Genomic DNA, 19,360 nt, shown 5'->3' with positions numbered 1-19,360 from the left:
GGGAATACGCAAACTATTACACATTCACAACGCCTAAATATAGGAAATGTCCTTTATTCTTTATGGAATAGGCTTGGCATGATCATGATTTTATTATTATTGTGTGTAGTACTTTCATTTACAGCACCAAATTTTTTAGATACAGCCAATTTATTGAATGTATTAAAACAAGTTTCCATTATTGCTATTTTAGCTGCTGGGATGACAATCGTTATTTTAACTGGTGGTATTGATTTATCAGTTGGTGCAACAGTTGCTCTATCTGGCGTTATCTCAGTCATGGTCTCTTCTGCAGGAGTTAATCCTATAATTGCGATGTTATCAGGCGTACTAGTAGGGTATGCAGTAGGACTGATTAATGGGTTTCTTACAGCCAAAGCAAAGTTACCAGCATTTATTGTTACACTAGGCAGCTTCACATATGTTCGTGGACTCGCTTATGTCATTAGTGGCGGTTATCCAATTGTTTTACAAAACGAAACATTTAAATTCATCGGTGGTGGAAGTATTTTCGGAATCCCCACTCCTATTTATATCATGTCTTTAGTATACGTTGTGATGTTTTTTGTTCTTAAATATACGATGTTCGGTCGTCATATTTATGCGATTGGTGGCAATGAAGAGGCAGCTCGGTTAACTGGAATTAAGGTTGAAAAGTCTTTAATCAATGTGTATTCGATTAGTGGTTTTCTAGCTGGTTTAGGAGGAGTCGTTTTAGCGGGAAGGTTGTTTTCTGGACAGCCAACTGCTGGTCAAATGTATGAGTTAGACGCAATTGCTGCTGTTATTCTAGGAGGAACAAGTTTAACAGGTGGAAAAGGGAAAATAATAGGAACAATTATTGGGGTTTTAATTATGGGGGTAATCAGTAATGGGTTAACTCTAATGGATGTCAACTATTATTGGCAGTTAGTTGTAAAAGGTGGAGTTATTGTAGCAGCCGTTTTATTAGATCGATTGCGCGGAAATAGTCCAGCATAACGATCATATGTCATTTTAGATTTTAAAAAAGGGATGTGAAATAAAAGTGAAGAGGATCATTAGTATTCTACTAATATGTTCAACTGTCACTTGTTTACCATTTAATCGTGCAAATGCAGAAGATCCTGGGTATTATAATGAACCATACCGTAATCAATTTCATTTTTCTCCTGAAGCTAACTGGATGAATGACCCGAATGGTATGGTTTTTTATAAAGGTGAATATCATTTGTTTTATCAATATCATCCGTATGGAACGACATGGGGACCGATGCATTGGGGGCATGCTGTCAGTAAAGATCTTGTTAATTGGGAGCATTTGCCGATTGCTTTATCGCCGGATGAAAACGGTCAGATTTTCTCGGGGAGTGCTGTTATTGATTGGAACAATACAGCTGGCTTTGGAAAAGAAGCAATGGTTGCCATCTTTACGCATGCAGGGGATAAGCAAGTCCAAAGTATAGCGTATAGCCCAGATAAAGGAAGAACTTGGGAAAAGTACAAAGGGAATCCCGTAATGCCAGACCCTCCTATACAAGATTGGCGCGATCCTAAAGTATTTTGGCATGAAGAATCAAACCAATGGGTTATGTCGTTAGCGGCTAAGGATAAGATCATGTTTTATACCTCACCTAATTTAAAAGAGTGGGAGTATGCAAGTGAATTCGGCGAAGATGGTGGAATACAAGCAAATAGCTTAGACAGAACTTCTTATACCATGTCATCCCAGACAGGTGAATCATTTAGCTATGAGGGAGATATTACCCTTAATGAGAAGAATGGGAGAGAAGGGGCAGGCGGTTTAGTTTTTCGGTCAGACAGGAGTGCAAAGAACGGCTATGTTGCGAGCTTAGATGCCAAAAACGATGTCATAACATTAAGTAAGAATGTAGATGGAACAAACGAGGAAATTGCGAGAAAACCTTTTACCCTCGAAACTTCAACTACCTACCATGTGAAGGTGGAAACAGATGGGGATCAAATTCAAGTCTCTGTAAACGATCAATCCGTTATAAAAAAAACAGATATAGAATTCGATTATGGATACTATGGATTGTCAGCGTGGAATTCAACGGCTGCCTTTCGAAATGTGGAGTTCAAGAATACATCTAACTTTGAAACCAATTTATCAAAATGGACAGATGTAAACGGAAGCTGGGAGAACACGATGGACGGAAAAAGTGGAGCCTCTACGGAGGATGCTTTTGTAATGAGTGGTCAAACAGGGGATAACTTTTTTTATGAAGCAAACATTGAGATATCTGGGGGAAAAGGTGGCAACGGAGCTGGCTCGCTCGTTTTTCGTGCAGATCCTCATGCAACAAATGGTTATATGGCGAATGTCGATGCTTTAAACGATACAGTAAAAATCATGAAAATTGAAAATGGAGACATATCCATTCTAGCTGAAAAAACAATAAATCTAGATACAGATAAAAGGTACCATTTAAAAGCAAGCACTCATGGAAAAAATATTAAAATTTTTTTAGATGGTAATCTCATTCATGATGTAAATGATTCAACTTTTTCGTCAGGGCATTTTGGCTTGAATGTTTGGAATTCATCCACGTTATTCCAAGATGTTCAAGTTGGTAAGAACATCATGACAAATGAGAAGGAAGTTACTAATCATGATTTTGAGACAGGTGATCTAACTGGGTGGAGTACAATCGAAGGTAATGCTTTCACAAAAGATCATGTGACAAATGTACCATCTTACTGGGGAGGGGATTTCGGCCACCAAGGAAACTACCACCTATGGGGGTTTACTGATCTTCAAAAGGGAGATGACGCAACAGGTGAACTGCACTCCTCATATTTTAAACTAGGTGGCTCTGGAGAAATCAACTTTCTGTTGGGCGGTGGTAATGATATCAACAACCGCTATGTTTCGTTAGTGAGAGCCTCTGATGATCAAGAATTAATTCGACAAGCCAATACCAAATTTAAAGAAGAAAAATATCAAAAATACGTCTGGGATGCTTCTAAATACATTGGAGAAGTGTTATATATTAAAGCTGTGGACCATGCTACAGGTGGTTGGGGTCATTTAAACATGGATGATGTTAATGTTTATAATGAAGGGGCCATGCCAAATGAAGTAGACCAAGTTGCCAAAGAGCCTGAGAAAGACGATTCGAAAGAAAGCGGCATCCTTACAGACTGGTCTGCTGTTTCTGGAGAGTGGATACCTTCTACTCATGGTAGTAACGGAGGGATTTGGGAATGTCCTACTCTAATCGAATTACCAATTGATGGTGACCCTTCAAAAACAAAATGGGTACTACAGGTAAGCATTAATGATGGCGCTCCTGCAGGCGGGTCAGGTATGCAATATTTTGTAGGTACCTTTGACGGGAAAACGTTTAAAAATGAAAATTCTTCCGATCAAGTGTTATGGACTGACTACGGGGCAGATTATTATGCCGCAGTAGATTGGAGCGGAATTGATGGTAAGAATGGCGAAAAATATTGGATTGGCTGGATGAGTAATTGGCTGTATGCAAATCATACACCAACTTCGACTTGGAGAAGTTCAACGACATTGCCAAGAAAGATGGAGCTAACTCAGACAGATGAAGGTTTACGTTTAAAACAAACACCAGTTTCTTTAAAAACCATTCGAGATAAGAGTGAAAAAATTTCATATAAAAATAAAGTCATATCTGGTGAAAGTAATCTCCTATCCAAACTATCAGAAGATACATTTGAAATGATAGCTGAGTTTGATGTAGATGATATAAAAGCAACTGAATTCGGCTTTCAAGTTCGTAAAGGAGCAACTGAATATACGACTATTGGCTATGATGTTGCCACCAAACAATTATTCGTAGACCGTTCAAATTCAGGAAGCTTTGATTATGGGAACAATGTGGTCGGTAAGCATGACGGACCGTTACATGCATTAAATGGGACTGTGAAAATGCATATTTTCATTGACCGATCTGCTGTAGAAGTGTTTGGAAACAAAGGTGAAACGGTTATTTCTGATCAAATTTTCCCGGATCCATCAAGTAAAGGATTACAAATTTATAGCAAGGGTGGAGAAGTTACATTAAAGTCTTTGAAAATATACCCTTTAAAGAGTATATGGAAAAGATAAAGACTAAATTTCAATCCTATTAAAGATGGGTTGATAGTAAGAGTTTATGAAGGCTGTCGAAAATGATCGATAGCCTTTCAATTTACCTAAATCACAAGAATGGGGAGTGTAATGTAAATGAATAAAACAAACCGCGCAGTCATATGCGTTGGGGAGCTTTTGATCGATTTTTATTGTACAGATATTGATGTTAATTTAATGGAAGGTAATCATTTTCTAAAGAAAGCAGGGGGTGCACCAGCGAATGTCGCAGCTGCTATTTCAAGGCTTGGTGGGGAAGCAAGTCTTATTGGAAAAGTAGGAAATGACCTATTTGGATTATTTTTAATAGAAACGATAAAAGAGGTGGGGGTTGATACATCGATGATTGTTACTGATGATTTGGCACCAACTACTTTAGCATTTGTTTCTTTACAAGCAAATGGTGAAAGGGATTTTGTATTCAATAGAGGAGCGGATCGAAATTTAACAGAGGATAACTTATACCTAGATAGATTAAGTGGTGCAAAGATCATTCACTTTGGATCTGCAACTGCATTTCTGGAAAACCCTTTTAAAACAACTTATTTAAAGGCAATGGAATTTGCACAAAATAGGGGGATATTTCTATCGTTTGACCCTAACTTCCGACATGATTTATGGAAAAATAGAGTGGCTGAATTTATTAATTTAGCCAGAAAGGGTATATCAATGGCTGACTTTGTAAAAGTAAGCGAAGTAGAGCTTGAACTAATCACGGGAAAAACGGATAAATATGATGGAATAGCAATGCTCCATCATTTAGGGGCAAAAATAGTGGCTGTTACCCTTGGATGGGAAGGCACTCTTCTTTCAAATGGAAGTGGAATGAGTGTAATAAACAGTGTCGAAGTAAACTCAATTGACTCAACTGGTGCTGGTGATGCATTTGTCGGTGCTGCTTTATTTCAATTTGCAAATCTTGAGTCCTATGACACAATTCTTAGTGATTTTAGTAAACTTAAAGAGATCATTCTTTTTGCAAATAAAGTGGGTGCCGTCGTGTGTACGAAGGTAGGAGCGATTTCTTCTCTACCAAACGAAGAAGATATATATAAGGTTTAGTCTTCAGCGTATTGTTTCGGATTTTTAGTTTATATTCGTCCCTTAGCGGATAAATATTATATATATAAATAAGAAGAACCGTGAACTGAAGTGAATTAGATTTTATTTTGATTAACTAGTAAAAAACAGATGGATAACAAAATCATGCCTTAATCGTTACTTAGAACAGTAATTAGGTAATTACTATTAGTGCCTCGCCCATTTGGATTGAAGGCACTATTTGTGATTTAAGAAAAATGAGCCTACTTAATGTGAACTTTGTGAAATATTGTACTTAAACTCCCATGAAAATTAAAAAAGCTCAAAATCCAGAAAAAACCACAATAAAATAGACCCAGTAAAAACGCTTTTTAAAAAAAGGCTGAGCCTTATGAGTGATCTGATTGAGTTTGGTAAATAGTTAAACAAAATCTCCAATCATAGCAAATTAAGCAGAGGCTAGCGCGACAACCAAAAAAGGATTAATCTCCCATGAGTGCTACCCATAAAGGGCGCGACAGTCGGTGGTACACCGTGGTCGTTGGAGTCAGACTAACGGATGGGCTCTAACGTACCATAGTTCATCGACCTTCCTCTCCCAGCCGTAGAATCAGTATTGACCGTTCTGAACCATTTTCATTCTCTGTGGTGAAGCGCTGATTTTTGCGCTTCATGGTTGGCTAACGGGTATGATCGGAGCTGTCTTTAAGGCAGCTTTTTCGTGTTTAATCGTTTTTCGACTTGAGCCATGGTTAACAATTGTTTTTCCAATTTGTAACCCTCCTATCCAGGGAATGGAATATTATATTAACTTCTCCGGCAGTTCTGCAATAACCTACCTTCCTTTGGTACGTCTTTATGTACTTCACTGTTAATCATTTGGTAACAACTTTTGATTTGGATAGATCATCTTGTTCATTTAACCTGCTTCATCTATAGTAGATGGATATATAAGGTGTAGAGGTGAAGAGATGGCATTGCGGCTATTACGGTATTTTATTTTTTTTCTTGGATTAACTTTCTTTGGATTAGGGAATGCAATTGCGGTGAATGTTCAATCCTTGGGGCTGCATCCTTGGGAGGTTTTAAACGTCGCCCTGTTCGAGTGGTTCGGTTTCACAATTGGGACGTGGAGTGTCATGTGTGGTTTAGTACTTGTGTTGATCGTCTTTGTCGTGGATAGGAAGTATATTAATATAGGTACCTTCCTAAATGCCTTGTCAATCGGCCCGATCATGGATTTCTTTTTGCATCTCAACATTCTTCCTCATGAAACGGAGCATTGGTGGTTGAATATACTCATATTGTTGACGGGTATCATCATAACCGGAATTGGCGGAGGAATTTATGTGGCTGCGGGAATTGGGGCAGGTCCCAGGGATGGTTTCATGCTTTCCGTTTCGGAAAAAACCGGGTTATCGGTCAGTTGGGCAAGAATCGTTGTCGAGAGCCTCATCTTGATTATCGGGTTCATTCTTGGAGGTCCAGTGTTTATTATGACGTTTGCATATACCTTTATTCAAAGCCCGGTCTTTCAGTTTTCCATGAAACTGATGCGTTCCTTTATCGTTAGTTTGGAGAAGAAGCGAAAGGAACAATTTGAGATTCCGTTATAATTGGAAGGAGGATGTCCTTTGGTCACCTCTTTTCGTGCTAACGGGTGCATTTCTTTAAAAAGGAATGCTCTTTTCGTATCCAATTAAAAGGAAGTGAATGTTATTATTTTATTAAAGATGGTTGCTCTTCTAATATAGGTGGAGAAGGCTTTAATAAAATATTAACTTTGGAAGCACACCACTGCAATAAGACTTATAACGAAATTAAGTTCTTGATATATCCCGTCAAGGACATATTATGAAACAGTGCTCTAATAAAGGAGTTGTATAAAATGAATGAAAATAAAGGTACAGAAATAAAACGCTTTTCAAAAGCAGAAAACATTCTACCTCAGATCAATAGTAAAACTAAGCTAGGCGACTTACGAAAAATCGCGAAGGACATTAAAAAAGATCACGAACTAGCTATGGAACTTTGGTCAACCGAAGAGTTTTTGCCCAGACTATTAGCAATCTTAATTATGGACAAAAAACTTCTTTCACAAGATGTGCTAAATAAGCTTGATAAGGATATGCAGACTCACACTTTTGATGAGCGAAATAACTTAATGGATTGGTTAATGGCTAATCAGCTCACCAAAGACAAGAAGAAAATTGCATTGATGGAGTCATGGGAAAATAGTCCTTCTGCTCTTCAAAGGCGAGCTTTCTGGTATTATCAAGGGCGATTGAGATGGACTGGACAGACACCGCCTGATAACACCGCATACTTGCTATCTGCATTAGAAGCTAATATTACGCAGGAAGAACCGGAAGTTCAATGGGCGATGAATTTCACCGCAGGCTGGATAGGCGTTTATGATGAAAAGAATCGTGCACGTTGTATTAAACTTGGTGAGGAAACGGGTCTTTACAAAGATGAAATAGTAGCAAAAGGATGTACTCCCAGCTATTTGCCGGAGTTCATTACAATTGAAGTTAACAAACGGCATAATAATTAGTTACCTCTGAAAAATTTATTAGGGTTTAATGCAAAAAATAAAGGAATTCAAAGCCTCAATATGAAAATTGTAATAGGCTTGGACTTCATTTATAACTTTAGAGTTAAACAAGGATAGAACAGAATTAACTATCACTTTGCCAAACGAAAACCGGTCACCTACACAAAAGCAATGATGGATCCGGAAGAGTTTAATCCAGAATTTGAGTGGTGAAAAAATTATCAATAAAATGGTACACGTGGGTAGAAAAGTTAAAAAAAAAGGCGTGTTTTTGGTCGGAAAATATTGGGGAATCAGATGTTTTTAAACAAGTGGTAAAGAGAATTTGTAAAATTAACAATATTCCCCCCCAGAAACCTAAATTTGAAGTTATCGATAACTTAATGGTTATTAGTATAAAGAACCATTTAAAAGATGGAGTAGACTTAGATTGTTTTAATATTTTAAATCTGATTTACCGAATAAATGGACCATTAGGGATAAGATTCAATCAACAAATGTACCTCTATCCAAATTCGGAAAGACTGGCTAGAGTAACTTTATCTTTTAAAAAAGAAGATTATGATACTTTAAATAGCAAAATGAAAGAATTTTGTGAATAAATGTACTTAAGCTTAACGGGTGCGTTCGTTCTATAAAAGGCTGCCAATTGGCGGCTTTTTTTACAAAACAAAAAAGGAGCTATATAGCTCCTGGTAATTTAAAAAATCCAAAAGGTTCATCCCTTGTTATATATATCAAAAGGACGATGTCAACTTCCGTCATAATAAACATAGGCACAAATTGATCCTATTTCCCTTGCCAATCCGGTTACTTCATTTTCAAATTCAGTTACCCATCTGTTCGCGCACTCAACATGAGCCCATATTCTAAATATTGCCATCAAGATAGTTTAAGGTGTGAGTGAAATATTTTAATATAAATGGAGGATTAAAACCGCCACGTTGATGATGGACTTTCTGTCTGAAAGATGTAAAATATAGGTTTAATTGAAGTTCATCTTATTTACATAATGTAGCATACTGAAGGTTTAAGTGATAATACAATCAGGAGGAATTTTTCAATGGCTTTGTCCGAAATGAATAGTAATTCGTTTAGAATGATTAATAATCTAGGTAAACAATACACGGAATTAAATCCTTTCTTTGTATTCATCGCTGAATACATGATTTTTTTCTTGGTATTGGCAGTCCTGATGTTTTTGTTTTCTCGTAGTAATAAAAATAGAATCATGGTAATCTGTGCATTTATTGCATTAGTTATCTCGGAAATATTGGCGAAAATAGCAGGGAAATTCCACTCGAATTATCAACCGTTTGCTGAGTTGCCCAACGTTAATAAGTTAGTTGAAAAAGCAGTCAATAATTCATTTCCAAGCGACCATACGATCATATTTTTTTCATTTTGCATAACCTTCTGGTTGTTCAAAAGGGGGTGGGGATTTTTATGGGGAATTTTGGCTGTTCTTGTAGGCATTTCGCGAATTTGGGTAGGTGTCCATTATCCAGCAGATGTTCTTGTCGGAGCCATCATCAGTATCGTTTCAGCGATGATCGTTTACAAAATTGTTCTTAAGTTAAGTCTGACCAAGAAATTTTTGAGAAATCAAGGGGTGGGCGAACAATCCATTCTATCTGCCCTATCCAAACAAAAGAAAGGTCAGTCAAAGGACTATTAAAAAAGGGTTAATTAATATACAAATTAGCAGACCAAATCGGTCATTGCTTCACTTGCATTTGTTGTTTTAAGTCTTGTTTCAAGAACCGAACGGAAGCAGGACAAAAAATATGTAATTATCAAAAGCTGATTTACTTCTTGAAATGAAATAATTATTAAACAGGAAGTTTTATTCAACGATTTTTCAACTAAAAGGTCAAAAGGATAACAAAAGGTTGCTAAGGCAGCCTTTTTTTATGGCACAAAAGGGGCAGGTTAGTTGAATTAAAGGGAAAAAAGAATGCAATAGTTTTCATTTTACTTAAAAGCTGTAAGTTATTATAACTAAACATTTATATTACATAAATAATGACATGACTGTAGGCTATTTTTCATACAATATTTTTGGGGTGGAAAAATGACAAGAGCAAAATACACAAGTTCAGACGTTGACTTAATGGCAAGGATGATGAGAGCAGAAGCCGAAGGTGAAGGAAAACTAGGAATGTTATATGTTGGAAATGTAATTGTGAATCGTCTTGTAGCTAATTGTTTAGACTTTAAAGGTTTAAGAACAATTCCACAAGTCATTTATCAAGTACAAGGAGGAAATTATTCTTTTGAAGCTGTTCAAAAAGGGAATGTATTTTATCAAAGAGCGAGAGGTATTGAAAGAAGATTAGCAGAACAGAATTTGAAGCACTGGAGACAGCATCCGGCTAGATATGCTCTTTGGTATTTTAATCCATATGCTCCATGCCCTCCAACATGGTATGATCAACCTCATACTGGTCAATTTAAAGACCATTGTTTTTATGAACCAAAACCTGGAACATGTGATAGTGTTTATAGAGGCTAAGCTTACTCTTTGAGTAAGCTTTTTTACATATTTAAAATATTTATACAAAATAAAACTTTTAGTAATAGTTTTCATCTGAAAAAGTAAGAATGTGAATTATTGTACGGGTGCGTGGGACTTGATCCCGTTAACTAAACTGTCCGCCCCTACTTGTAGCCAGAAGGCTTGGTTACCGACGATTGAGTCTGGAAACGGGTTCAATGGATGCTTGAACCTGATAAGAGACAATATGCGAGTTTCGGAATACAATATTGAAATCCGAACAGTGTATTTATGACAAAGGAATAATAAGTTGTTTTACAGGCTACATTAGTTTTAAAAAATTTAGGCAGCAATTGGGCACTATCCTGGAACAAGAACTCATTTTTCATTTTAGGGCTTGGTTATGAATAAGGGCGCAATTGTTGAATAATTAAATCCCAATTTCTCAATTATATAACTGAGAGATTGGGATTTTTAATGCTGAAATATCCTTAACGTTGGAAATCCGCGTTTTGCTGGCGATACCCCATCGCCATCAAGCTAAGCGCGCAAGAGATAATATAAAAGTGTGTTCTCTTTAATTTGCTATGGTAACACTAAAAATGCGCATGACAAAAAAAACATCAAATAGGTTTTTTAAAAAATATTAGGCAGCTTTAAGTTTTTGTGACGTACAATCATACACAATACCTAAGATATCAAAGACCGTTTTATTGTTATAACGATGACATTTCCGTCCGTTTTTCTCTAAAAGGTGAAACAGACGTAGAATGATTTTTGATAATTCTTTGGCGTCCTTTTGTAATCCTTGATAAAACAAAGAGGAGGGGCCAACCGCAAACTTAAACTCTGATTATTACGAAAATGCTAGATTAAAGCATGAACCTCCAACAGGCGATTAGTAAATCCAGGTTTGGATGGGGCCTGACAAGGGAGTAGCAAGCCAAAAATTATAATAGAAGGCCGCGAAAGCGAAGAAGTTATCAATTCTTTAAATGAATTTGGTCATCAGGTTTGAGTAATAGAGGAGTTGGATGAGATTATGGTCATGTAAATGACATTCTTATCGAAGACCAAGACTACTTTTTTCGGGAGGTGTTGATTCTTGGACGGATGGAGCTGATATGGACGGGTAAGCAAATGTAAAATAATATGTTAGATTTCCTTACATTAGTAGTGACAAAGGGCAATAATATTTATATGATTAATTCAAGAACTAGAAGCAGCAGGTGAGTATGGGTGAATTCTTCTTTTAAAAAACAGCTGTCGCAGTTATATAATGATATCAACCAAGAAATTTATAGTGCGGGAGTTAGTAAGCAAACAATTGACATCCAGGATAATCGCATTGTCATTTTTGCGCAGACGAAGCGCTCGCCTTTAATCTCAGTATTAAGTGAAAGGTATTCTGAGCTGACCTTATCCGTCGATGGGGCTTTAGTCATGGAATATAAACTTCGATTAAAAGAAAACATTGAGAAGCGATTTGGAGTGAAGGTCAACACCATATTTAAGGATTACGATTCTACAAGTGAGCATGCTTGTACGGTGATTTACCTAGAACAATCGCTTGGTATCTAACCAACCTTATTATTGGAGAAATTTTGATTTATCATTTTTTCTTCACGGACTTGTTTCAAGGATTCAGGAGCTTAAATTTCGTTATACGTGGTTTAGGAGCCGTAGATATAGGAGGAGACCCCTTCTATTTCTGCGGCTTTTTTTATAAAGCAAATTAAGGGGGAATAAAGGTGAATTCAAAAGTATTCTCGTTAGGTTTCCAGCACGTCATGGCGATGTATGCTGGGGCGATTCTTGTTCCATTGCTTGTTGGGAGGGCATTAAACCTTACTCCGGAGCAATTGGCTTACTTGGTCGCCATTGACTTATTAACCTGCGGTATCGCTACCTTACTGCAAGCGTGGAAAAACAAATATTTTGGAATTGGTCTACCCGTTGTATTGGGTGCTTCGTTTGTTGCCCTGTCGCCGATGATCGCTATCGGATCACAATATGGTATTCCTGCCATTTACGGATCCATTATAGTAGCAGGACTCTTCATTTTTTTATTTGCTCGCTATCTTGGAAAACTCGTAAAGTTCTTTCCACTTGTTGTAACGGGAACTGTCGTCGTGATCATTGGACTATCGTTAATTCCATCGGGAGTTAGAAATATGGCTGGCGGAGCAGGGAATCCGGACTTCGGTAGCATAGATAACTTGATGTTGTCCATGGGTGTCATCGCTATTATTCTTGTTATCAATCGTTTCTTTAAAGGGTATGTCCGCTCTCTTTCAGTGCTCTTAGGGATTGTCGCAGGTACAGCACTAGCAGCGATGATGGGGAAAGTAGATTTCCATGAGGTTTTAGAAGCTTCATGGTTCCGTATTCCTCAACCGTTCTATTTCGGTGCCCCATCCTTCGAGATAGCTCCGACACTGACGATGTTAATTGTAGGATTAGTCATTGTAGTTGAATCAACAGGTGTGTTTTTTGCCTTAGGGGAAATTTGTGATCGTCCTGTTACACAAGATGATCTCACTCGAGGATATCGAGCAGAAGGCTTGGCTATCACCTTAGGAGGAATCTTTAACGCCTTTCCCTACAACACCTTTGCGCAAAATGTAGGGTTAGTTCAACTATCTCAAAACAAATCAACGAACGTTGTGGTTGCAGCAGGTAGTATCCTAGTATTTCTTGGTTTAGTTCCTAAAATTGCGGCCCTTGCTACCATTATTCCTGCCCCCGTACTTGGCGGTGCTACGGTTGTGTTGTTTGGTATGGTCGTGTCTTCAGGAATTAAAATGCTAGGTTCAGTAGATTACAAAAATCAACATAATGCACTTATTATTGCTTGCTCAATTTCGTTAGGACTAGGATCAACCGTCGTACCTGAGTTATTTAGTCAATTGCCTCCAGCCCTGCGAATCATTGTTAGCGATGGAGTGATTACCGGAAGCCTAACTGCTATCTTTATGAACCTATTTTTTAACTTCCATACTGTTCTAGCTCCAGCATCCGTCCAGCATGAGAAAGCTAACGAAGCACATGTTTAATGAAAAAAAGATAAAGGGGTTATGATACATGATTACTTTGGAATGCATTAAATGAAATTTCATTGTCTGAGTTTATGGAAAAGTTAAAGGACATATTTGAATACTCTCCTTGGGTAGCCCAAAGGGCAGGGGAGTTTTAATTAGCTATAAAAAATGTCATCATTCATATTTCAAAATAGATGCATATCCGTTTCAGATCTATTCATTAGTTCATATCCTATTAATACTAGGGAGGAGATGAATAGATTGGCATCGAATGATGAATTGATTTGTCAAAAGTTTGCTAGGATTATCGGCGGCCAAGAAGGATTTGCGGGTGGCAAATGTGTGGCAACCATAAATCGAAATGAAATAAAAGTAAAAATTTTAGGAAAACGTTTTAGAGTAACCTCTTCTTTCTCATATGAATCCAGAGATAATCAGACTGGACGGGCATTGTGCCTAGGCAGGGTAGCACTCTTGCAAAAAGAAGTCGAGAATTTTGTTGCTTCCATTCTTAAACAAGGAATAATAGTTTCATCTGTACACAATGAGTGGCTATTCGATAATCCGAATTTGGTTTACGTTAATATCGAAGCTGTTGATGATCCATTAGTTTTTGCAAGGAAAGTCAGAAAAGCGTTAAGGAACTAATGGATATCCCACTAATGGTAAAACGGAGCTGTCTGTAAGGCAGCTTTTTCTTATGCAACCATCGGGGCAGATTAGTTGAAGAACAGGTAATAAAATCTCTATGTCGAATTAGTAACAAATGGGGTGATTAATTTTGATATATGTAAAAAGCTTGGAACAAAGTGAGCATGATTTAGATTTTTTAACGGATATGATGTATGAAGCTATTCATATTCCTGAAAATAAGCCACCTAAGGAAGAACTGTTAAATTTATCACATATCAAAAAATATAGTGAGGGATGGGGCCGAAAAGGTGATAGAGCAATAATTGCTTTTGAGGATAATTTTCCTGTTGGTGCTGCATGGTATCGCCTATTTGCAGAAAATCAAAAAGGTTATGGATATGTTGATGATAAGACTCCTGAACTAGGTATAGCAGTAATTAATAAAGTAAGAGGTAAGGGAATAGGTAACCTGCTTATGGAAAAGTTATTTGAAACAGCTTATAGAGATGGTTATACATCACTATCTTTGAGCGTTGACCCTAAAAACACTCAGGCTGTAAAACTTTATAAGAAACTTGGATTTGAACAATGTGATTCATCAGGAACATCTTGGACAATGATATATAACATCTCTTCTAGTTAGAAATTTTCAACTAACGAGTTCAATTCCTAAAGATCGGAGCTGTCTTTAAGGCAGCTTTTTCTTATGCAACCATCAGGGCAGATTAGTGGAAGAAGGTATTTATTGACCAGCTAAAGAATAGTATTCGGTAAAGGTTGATTTTAAGGATTAAACAAAATTAATATCAGGAGGGAAAAATGGTTGATAATAGTTATGAGAAACAACATCTGAAAAAACTCAGGACTTTTACTTATATCACGATAGCATTAATTTTTTCAATGATATTTCTATTTATTAGCATTTTTCTTTTGTTTTTTTCTATGTCAAGCATTTTAGACCTTGTGTACTTTGCACCAAAAATAGCCATTTTCTCAATCTTGATTTCTTGTGTATTTTCTGTTTTAGCTATAAAAAATATCTTTGGTAAGATATTGTTAGTATTAAACATATTTCTCATGCTATTTATGATTTTTTATGGGCCATAACTAGATACCATTAAATGAGGACTACACAGATATGACTAATATGTGTAGTCCTTTTTCTATCAATTGTGGAAAAATGTTTGTTTTTTGAAGGTGATTCTCTTATTTTGTTGTATTTTTACTAATTGATGGATTAATTAAAAATACAGCAAAAAACGGAGGGAAATCACATGTTTAACAACTGGAAAAAAACACTGATGGCTGGAGTGATCAGCTTATCCTTGCTAGGTACTGGATACGTCAGTCACGACCTGATCTCCTCGCAAAACGTCTCGGCTGAACCGGCAGCTAAAAATGCACCAGGGCATTTGAAAAAGGTGGAGTCTTCCCAGCTTGATGAAATTATCAAACGTGGATACATCCGGGTAGGAATGACGGGGGACTATAAACCATTTACCTATTTGAACCCGGAAACAAATGAGTATGAAGGCTTTGACGTGGATGCTGCCAAAGAGCTTGGCAAAGACCTTGGTGTGGAGGTGGAATTTGTCGCTACCACATGGCCAACGATGATGAAAGACCTGCAAGCGGACAAATTTGATATCGCTGTGGGCGGTGTGACCCGCAACACAGCCAGACAAAAAAGCGCTTATGTATCCCAAGGTTACCTTTCATTCGGTAAGGTGCCTTTGATTCGCAAGGAAGATAAAGACACGTATCTTACCATTGAAGATATCAACAAGCCTTCTGTACGCATTGGCGTAAATCCTGGCGGAACAAACGAAGAATTTGTCCGTCAGTATCTTAGCGATGCTAACGTAACGGTTGTAGAAAACAACCTTGATATCCCTCATCTTGTTGCAGAAGGTACGTATGATGTTATGATCACTGACACAGTAGAAGCAATGCTGTATGCAAAAGCTGATTCAAGATTGTATGCGGCTCAAACTGACAAGCCTTTCACAAACAGCGAAAAAGGTTATATGATCCCAAGAGGTGATTTCATTTATGCAAGCTACTTGGAAATGTGGATGGATGAAATGGAGCTCCAAGGGAAATTTGATGCCCTCTACAAAAAGTGGATGGAATAGAATTTAGAGGTGTTCCCAAAAAACTATCCTTAATACTGCCATGTAGGGAAGCGTTTTTTCGCTAACAGGTGCTTTAATAATATTAAAAGCTAGTGAATTTAAAAAAAGAGTATAGTTTTGGATAAAAGATGAAGCAAACCGGGGGTGACAAAAATGAAACAAAATATATGGGAGAAGGAATATAGAAATGTTGATAGTTTATGGGGTTTCAAGCCTAATGGTATCTTATCCCAATATGTTGGAATGCTTCCGGATAATGGAGAGGTTTTAGACATAGGTATTGGAGAAGGAAGAAACGCCCTTTTTTTCGCTGCACAAGGATTTGTTGTTGAGGGTATTGATATTTCAGAAACAGCAGTAGAACGATGTTTGGAACTTTCAAAAGAGCACAATTTGAATGTTGACGCTAAAATTCAAGATATTACTTCTTTTGAGATTGAACCAAATAAATATTCATTAATCATACTTTCTAATGTACTTAATTTTTTTCCTGATAATGAAATTAAAAATATTATCGACAAGGTGAAAAATGGGTTGCAAAAAAATGGGTTGGTATATATTAATGTCTTTGATGATAAAGAACCAGGTAGAAAGAAAGCTCCAGAGAGGTATGAACAGTTAGCAGAGCATACGTTTTACAAGGAAAGTTCAAATATGTTTCTTCATTATTTTACAAGAAGTGAATTGGAAGGCTTTTTTACGGATTATAAAACCATAAGCTTGTCTCAGTCTTACTCTTTGGACATTACGCACGGTCAACCTCATTTCCATAGCACATTAGAAATCATGTCACAAAAGTCTTAAAAAGGTTAACATTCTTTATTTCACCATCTGTGTTTAATACCTTAAAAAAGGCCATCATTTGAAAACAAGCGTACCCCCGTTCAAAATTTGAACGGGGGTACGCTTGTTTAATTTAACCATAATGGTAAAATTAATGAATTAAAAATGGATAATCAATAATGTTAAACTGATAATTAATATTATTAATTTTTTTGATTAAAAAAATTTAATTTTACTATTTATATTTTTAATTCCTTGTTATATAATCGAATCAACTAAAAGGGAGGAATTGCATTCCATTATGGCTTATAAAGTAATTACAGATTGTCCTGTCTGCAGTAAAACATTGAAAATTACAAAATTGCAGTGCTCTCATTGTCACACTACGATCGAAAATGAGTTTGAATTATCTAAGCTGGCATCCTTATCAAAGGATCAGCTACATTTTGTGGAAGTATTTTTAACATGCAGAGGGAATATCAAAGAAGTTGAAAAGGAACTGGGAATTTCGTATCCCACGGTTCGAGGCAAGCTAACAGACATCATTTCATCCCTTGGATATGTGCAGAAGAAGAAAAATGAAGTAGACGAGAAAAAAATTGTCACCATGTTGGAAAATGGCGAAATCACACCAGAAGAAGCCATTAAGCTCTTAAAAGAGGAATAGGGAGGAATTTATCATGAAAGAGGAAATTACAAGAGTGTTAACAATGGTTCAAGAAGGAAAGATTGATGCAGATAAGGGATCAGAACTGATTCAAGTATTAAAAGAGAAAGAAGAAACAGGTAATAAGCTTTTGGAGAAACCGACTAAATATTTAGATAAAACATTAAAAATTCGTGTTGTATCAGCCGAAAATGATAACGTCACGGTCAATTTGCCTATAAAACTGGTCAAGGTAGTATTAATGGCTGGACACAGCATCGCAGCGAGTATTCCTCAATCGGAAAAATACGTTAAGGATGTGGACATAAGCCTTATCATGGAAGCAATCGAAAACGAATTAGATGGCCAAATTGTTGATATTAAATCGGCAAACGGGGATACCGTTTCCGTCATCATTGATTAGTGATTTGTTTATGATGCATGTAAAAGTGAAAGCAAAAGACGTTCGGTTTACCATCCCAGTTCCATATGCCATTTTAAATATTGTCATTTCCATTTTGTCTTCAAAATTTCTTCAGCAAAATGTAAACAAATGGACAAAAGAGCACTTCGAAAGAAAAAAACTGGACTTTACCTTTCCGTTAATAGACAAAAATAGGCTAAAGCCTATCGTCAAGGAACTGAAAAATTATAAAGGGATCGTGCTAGTGGATGTCAGAGCTAAGGACGGTACTGAGGTTAAGGTTAGACTATAATTTATTATAGAATACGCCGACCACTGCCTGGCATTTTGAAGGAAAATCCTAATTTCTCACAAAGTTCTTTAATTTTAAAAGCTTAAACAAGCATAACCCCGTTCTAAATGTAGGACGGTGTTAAGAATATGTTGGTGCGCCCGATTGTTGAATAACATGCCGGGCGCTTTTTTAATCGCGCATTGCTCCTGCCTCTCGGGAAGTCATTGCACCTTGTCCTTCGCTTACATCTTTTTGAATTTGTTGTTTTACTTTTTGTGCATCAGTTCCGGCAAATTCCGGTTTCATAATGGAACCCGAGTTCCCTTTAGCTGGTGGATTCTGCTGCATACAATTCCTCCTCAATTTATGTTTAACACTCTTATTGTTTATAAAAAGGTTCAAGAGTACTAATTGATTTTAGAAGCCAATTGCCTTTGAAATATAGACCTAAAACCAGTAACACCTCTCGGAAACTCAAGTGTATACTTGATTGCATTATTTTGTGGGAATCGAAGGGAATATATGTATCGCAAAGAATATATAATGAAAAAAATTATATAGATGAGAGGGGATATTATGATTAGTGAAAAGAGCAAAAAAATCATTGAAAATTATATTATGGCCTACAATTCGTTTGATATTGAAAGTATGGTTAAACTCCTTCATAAAGAGATCATGTTTAGGAATTTCACGAATGGCGATATGAACACAGAGACCAGAGGCATACAAGAGTTTAAAGAACTGGCGGAAAAGTCGTCAAAGATTTTCTCTCGTCGCCGTCAGACGGTTATTGACTATAACGCTATAGAAGATAAGGCAGAAGTGCAAATTGAATATGAAGCAATACTGGCTGTTGATTTGCCTAACGGATTAAACAGTGGAGATAAGATTCAATTAAAAGGAAAGTCCATATTTGGACTTAATGAAGGGAAAATATCATTAATTGAAGATTATAGTTGAGTGCATCTAACCTTAATTACGCTAAATAAACGCGTGAACAAGCTTCAATAACTTTTGAAAATATTGTTAGTACTCAACAAAAGGGATTCGGAAAATATATCTTTCATCAAATGAAGATCCCAAACTAACAACTTCAACTCATCAGGTATGGTTTCTATATAAATGCTATAACAAAGTTGATTGGAGAGAAAGGTGCGAGACTCCTGCGGGAAAGGCGCGTCTAGGGAGACCCCGCAGGCGCAAGCCGAGGAGGCTCCCTGACCG

20 protein-coding genes and 2 pseudogenes are annotated in these 19,360 nt (G+C 36.9%); 19 read left to right on the top strand and 3 right to left on the bottom strand.

What is annotated here, in order from left to right; translation table 11 throughout:
- Positions 1-78 precede the first annotated feature (78 nt).
- From ADA55_RS23290 to ADA55_RS23255, 9 genes and pseudogenes are all read left to right on the top strand, one after another.
- Entirely contained in the window at positions 79-981 is a 903-nt protein-coding gene (locus tag ADA55_RS23290; RefSeq protein WP_226990535.1) for an ABC transporter permease, read from the top strand.
- Positions 982-1,045: 64 nt separating this feature from the next.
- Positions 1,046-2,071, top strand: a pseudogene (locus tag ADA55_RS31535) (glycoside hydrolase family 32 protein); the annotation flags it as partial.
- A gap of 78 nt (positions 2,072-2,149) precedes the next feature.
- Entirely contained in the window at positions 2,150-4,084 is a 1,935-nt protein-coding gene (locus ADA55_RS31530) for a glycoside hydrolase family 32 protein (protein WP_375792922.1), read from the top strand.
- 117 nt (positions 4,085-4,201) lie between these two features.
- Positions 4,202-5,167 carry a carbohydrate kinase family protein gene (locus tag ADA55_RS23280; RefSeq protein WP_048687905.1) on the top strand — a complete coding sequence of 322 codons (966 nt, stop codon included), beginning with the start codon at positions 4,202-4,204 and terminating at the stop codon, positions 5,165-5,167.
- A 950-nt stretch (positions 5,168-6,117) separates the two neighbouring features.
- Positions 6,118-6,762: a YczE/YyaS/YitT family protein gene (locus ADA55_RS23275; RefSeq protein ID WP_048687904.1), complete on the top strand. Its 645-nt coding sequence runs from the start codon at positions 6,118-6,120 to the stop codon at positions 6,760-6,762.
- Positions 6,763-7,034: 272 nt separating this feature from the next.
- Entirely contained in the window at positions 7,035-7,703 is a 669-nt protein-coding gene (locus tag ADA55_RS23270) for a DNA alkylation repair protein (protein WP_048687902.1), read from the top strand.
- A 209-nt stretch (positions 7,704-7,912) separates the two neighbouring features.
- Positions 7,913-8,305: a hypothetical protein gene (locus tag ADA55_RS23265; protein WP_142398455.1), complete on the top strand. Its 393-nt coding sequence runs from the start codon at positions 7,913-7,915 to the stop codon at positions 8,303-8,305.
- Between the two features lie 461 nt (positions 8,306-8,766).
- The gene (locus tag ADA55_RS23260; protein WP_048687898.1) at positions 8,767-9,381 is read left to right on the top strand and encodes an undecaprenyl-diphosphatase; all 615 of its coding nucleotides are present in this window, start codon (positions 8,767-8,769) and stop codon (positions 9,379-9,381) included.
- Between the two features lie 396 nt (positions 9,382-9,777).
- The gene (locus ADA55_RS23255) at positions 9,778-10,218 is read left to right on the top strand and encodes a cell wall hydrolase (RefSeq protein ID WP_048687896.1); all 441 of its coding nucleotides are present in this window, start codon (positions 9,778-9,780) and stop codon (positions 10,216-10,218) included.
- Positions 10,219-10,846: 628 nt separating this feature from the next.
- Here the strand turns inward: ADA55_RS23255 and ADA55_RS30800 are convergent.
- Positions 10,847-11,020 (bottom strand): annotated as a pseudogene (locus tag ADA55_RS30800) (IS4 family transposase); the annotation flags it as partial.
- Positions 11,021-11,439: 419 nt separating this feature from the next.
- Between ADA55_RS30800 and ADA55_RS23250 the strand changes: the two are divergent.
- The 9 genes from ADA55_RS23250 to ADA55_RS23205 all read left to right on the top strand — a co-directional run bounded on the left by ADA55_RS23250 (position 11,440) and on the right by ADA55_RS23205 (position 18,154).
- Positions 11,440-11,781 carry a Na-translocating system protein MpsC family protein gene (locus tag ADA55_RS23250; protein ID WP_048687895.1) on the top strand — a complete coding sequence of 114 codons (342 nt, stop codon included), beginning with the start codon at positions 11,440-11,442 and terminating at the stop codon, positions 11,779-11,781.
- 209 nt (positions 11,782-11,990) lie between these two features.
- A complete protein-coding gene (locus ADA55_RS23245; protein ID WP_250697560.1) occupies positions 11,991-13,256 on the top strand; it encodes a nucleobase:cation symporter-2 family protein in 1,266 nt (421 codons plus the stop codon).
- Positions 13,257-13,502: 246 nt separating this feature from the next.
- The gene (locus ADA55_RS23240; protein WP_048687893.1) at positions 13,503-13,889 is read left to right on the top strand and encodes a DUF1259 domain-containing protein; all 387 of its coding nucleotides are present in this window, start codon (positions 13,503-13,505) and stop codon (positions 13,887-13,889) included.
- A gap of 133 nt (positions 13,890-14,022) precedes the next feature.
- Positions 14,023-14,517, top strand: a complete 495-nt coding sequence (locus ADA55_RS23235) for a GNAT family N-acetyltransferase (RefSeq protein ID WP_048687891.1) — start codon at positions 14,023-14,025, stop codon at positions 14,515-14,517.
- A 631-nt stretch (positions 14,518-15,148) separates the two neighbouring features.
- Positions 15,149-16,009, top strand: coding sequence for a transporter substrate-binding domain-containing protein (locus ADA55_RS23225; protein WP_048687888.1), 861 nt, complete (start codon positions 15,149-15,151; stop codon positions 16,007-16,009).
- Between the two features lie 153 nt (positions 16,010-16,162).
- Complete coding sequence (locus ADA55_RS23220) at positions 16,163-16,813, top strand: class I SAM-dependent methyltransferase (protein ID WP_048687885.1); 651 nt, start codon at positions 16,163-16,165, stop codon at positions 16,811-16,813.
- Between the two features lie 280 nt (positions 16,814-17,093).
- On the top strand, positions 17,094-17,459 hold the full coding sequence (locus ADA55_RS23215; RefSeq protein WP_048687884.1) for a DUF2089 domain-containing protein: 366 nt from the start codon (positions 17,094-17,096) through the stop codon (positions 17,457-17,459).
- Between the two features lie 13 nt (positions 17,460-17,472).
- The gene (locus ADA55_RS23210; protein ID WP_034310941.1) at positions 17,473-17,862 is read left to right on the top strand and encodes an SHOCT-like domain-containing protein; all 390 of its coding nucleotides are present in this window, start codon (positions 17,473-17,475) and stop codon (positions 17,860-17,862) included.
- A gap of 10 nt (positions 17,863-17,872) precedes the next feature.
- On the top strand, positions 17,873-18,154 hold the full coding sequence (locus ADA55_RS23205) for a hypothetical protein (RefSeq protein WP_048687924.1): 282 nt from the start codon (positions 17,873-17,875) through the stop codon (positions 18,152-18,154).
- A 171-nt stretch (positions 18,155-18,325) separates the two neighbouring features.
- Here ADA55_RS23205 and ADA55_RS30155 read toward each other — a convergent pair whose 3' ends face one another.
- Positions 18,326-18,484, bottom strand: a complete 159-nt coding sequence (locus ADA55_RS30155) for a hypothetical protein (protein WP_176702876.1) — start codon at positions 18,482-18,484, stop codon at positions 18,326-18,328.
- Between the two features lie 228 nt (positions 18,485-18,712).
- On the opposite strand from ADA55_RS30155, the gene ADA55_RS23200 reads away from it, so the two are divergent.
- Complete coding sequence (locus ADA55_RS23200; RefSeq protein WP_048687882.1) at positions 18,713-19,096, top strand: nuclear transport factor 2 family protein; 384 nt, start codon at positions 18,713-18,715, stop codon at positions 19,094-19,096.
- A 44-nt stretch (positions 19,097-19,140) separates the two neighbouring features.
- Here ADA55_RS23200 and ADA55_RS30795 read toward each other — a convergent pair.
- Positions 19,141-19,360: hypothetical protein (locus tag ADA55_RS30795; protein WP_048687881.1), on the bottom strand; the 220-nt coding region annotated here is incomplete at its 5' end.

Source organism: Bacillus sp. 220_BSPC, assembly GCF_001054655.1.
GTDB classification, from domain to species: Bacteria; Bacillota; Bacilli; order Bacillales; family DSM-1321; genus Peribacillus; species Peribacillus frigoritolerans.
The sequence above is the reverse complement of the archived record's forward strand: the minus strand, read 5'-3'. Positions and strand labels throughout refer to the sequence as shown.

Excerpts from the sequence above, each read along its gene's own strand:
- ADA55_RS23260 (WP_048687898.1), top strand. The coding sequence starts at position 8,767 with ATGGCTTTGTCCGAAATGAATAGTAATTCGTTTAGAATGATTAATAAT.
- ADA55_RS23290 (WP_226990535.1), top strand. The coding sequence starts at position 79 with ATGATCATGATTTTATTATTATTGTGTGTAGTACTTTCATTTACAGCA.
- ADA55_RS23245 (WP_250697560.1), top strand. The coding sequence starts at position 11,991 with ATGGCGATGTATGCTGGGGCGATTCTTGTTCCATTGCTTGTTGGGAGG.
- ADA55_RS23215 (WP_048687884.1), top strand. The coding sequence starts at position 17,094 with ATGGCTTATAAAGTAATTACAGATTGTCCTGTCTGCAGTAAAACATTG.
- ADA55_RS23200 (WP_048687882.1), top strand. The coding sequence starts at position 18,713 with ATGATTAGTGAAAAGAGCAAAAAAATCATTGAAAATTATATTATGGCC.
- ADA55_RS23225 (WP_048687888.1), top strand. The coding sequence starts at position 15,149 with ATGTTTAACAACTGGAAAAAAACACTGATGGCTGGAGTGATCAGCTTA.
- ADA55_RS23275 (WP_048687904.1), top strand. The coding sequence starts at position 6,118 with ATGGCATTGCGGCTATTACGGTATTTTATTTTTTTTCTTGGATTAACT.
- ADA55_RS23205 (WP_048687924.1), top strand. The coding sequence starts at position 17,873 with ATGATGCATGTAAAAGTGAAAGCAAAAGACGTTCGGTTTACCATCCCA.
- ADA55_RS30155 (WP_176702876.1), bottom strand. The coding sequence starts at position 18,484 with ATGCAGCAGAATCCACCAGCTAAAGGGAACTCGGGTTCCATTATGAAA.
- ADA55_RS31530 (WP_375792922.1), top strand. The coding sequence starts at position 2,150 with ATGGACGGAAAAAGTGGAGCCTCTACGGAGGATGCTTTTGTAATGAGT.
- ADA55_RS23270 (WP_048687902.1), top strand. The coding sequence starts at position 7,035 with ATGAATGAAAATAAAGGTACAGAAATAAAACGCTTTTCAAAAGCAGAA.
- ADA55_RS23255 (WP_048687896.1), top strand. The coding sequence starts at position 9,778 with ATGACAAGAGCAAAATACACAAGTTCAGACGTTGACTTAATGGCAAGG.
- ADA55_RS23220 (WP_048687885.1), top strand. The coding sequence starts at position 16,163 with ATGAAACAAAATATATGGGAGAAGGAATATAGAAATGTTGATAGTTTA.
- ADA55_RS23280 (WP_048687905.1), top strand. The coding sequence starts at position 4,202 with ATGAATAAAACAAACCGCGCAGTCATATGCGTTGGGGAGCTTTTGATC.
- ADA55_RS23210 (WP_034310941.1), top strand. The coding sequence starts at position 17,473 with ATGAAAGAGGAAATTACAAGAGTGTTAACAATGGTTCAAGAAGGAAAG.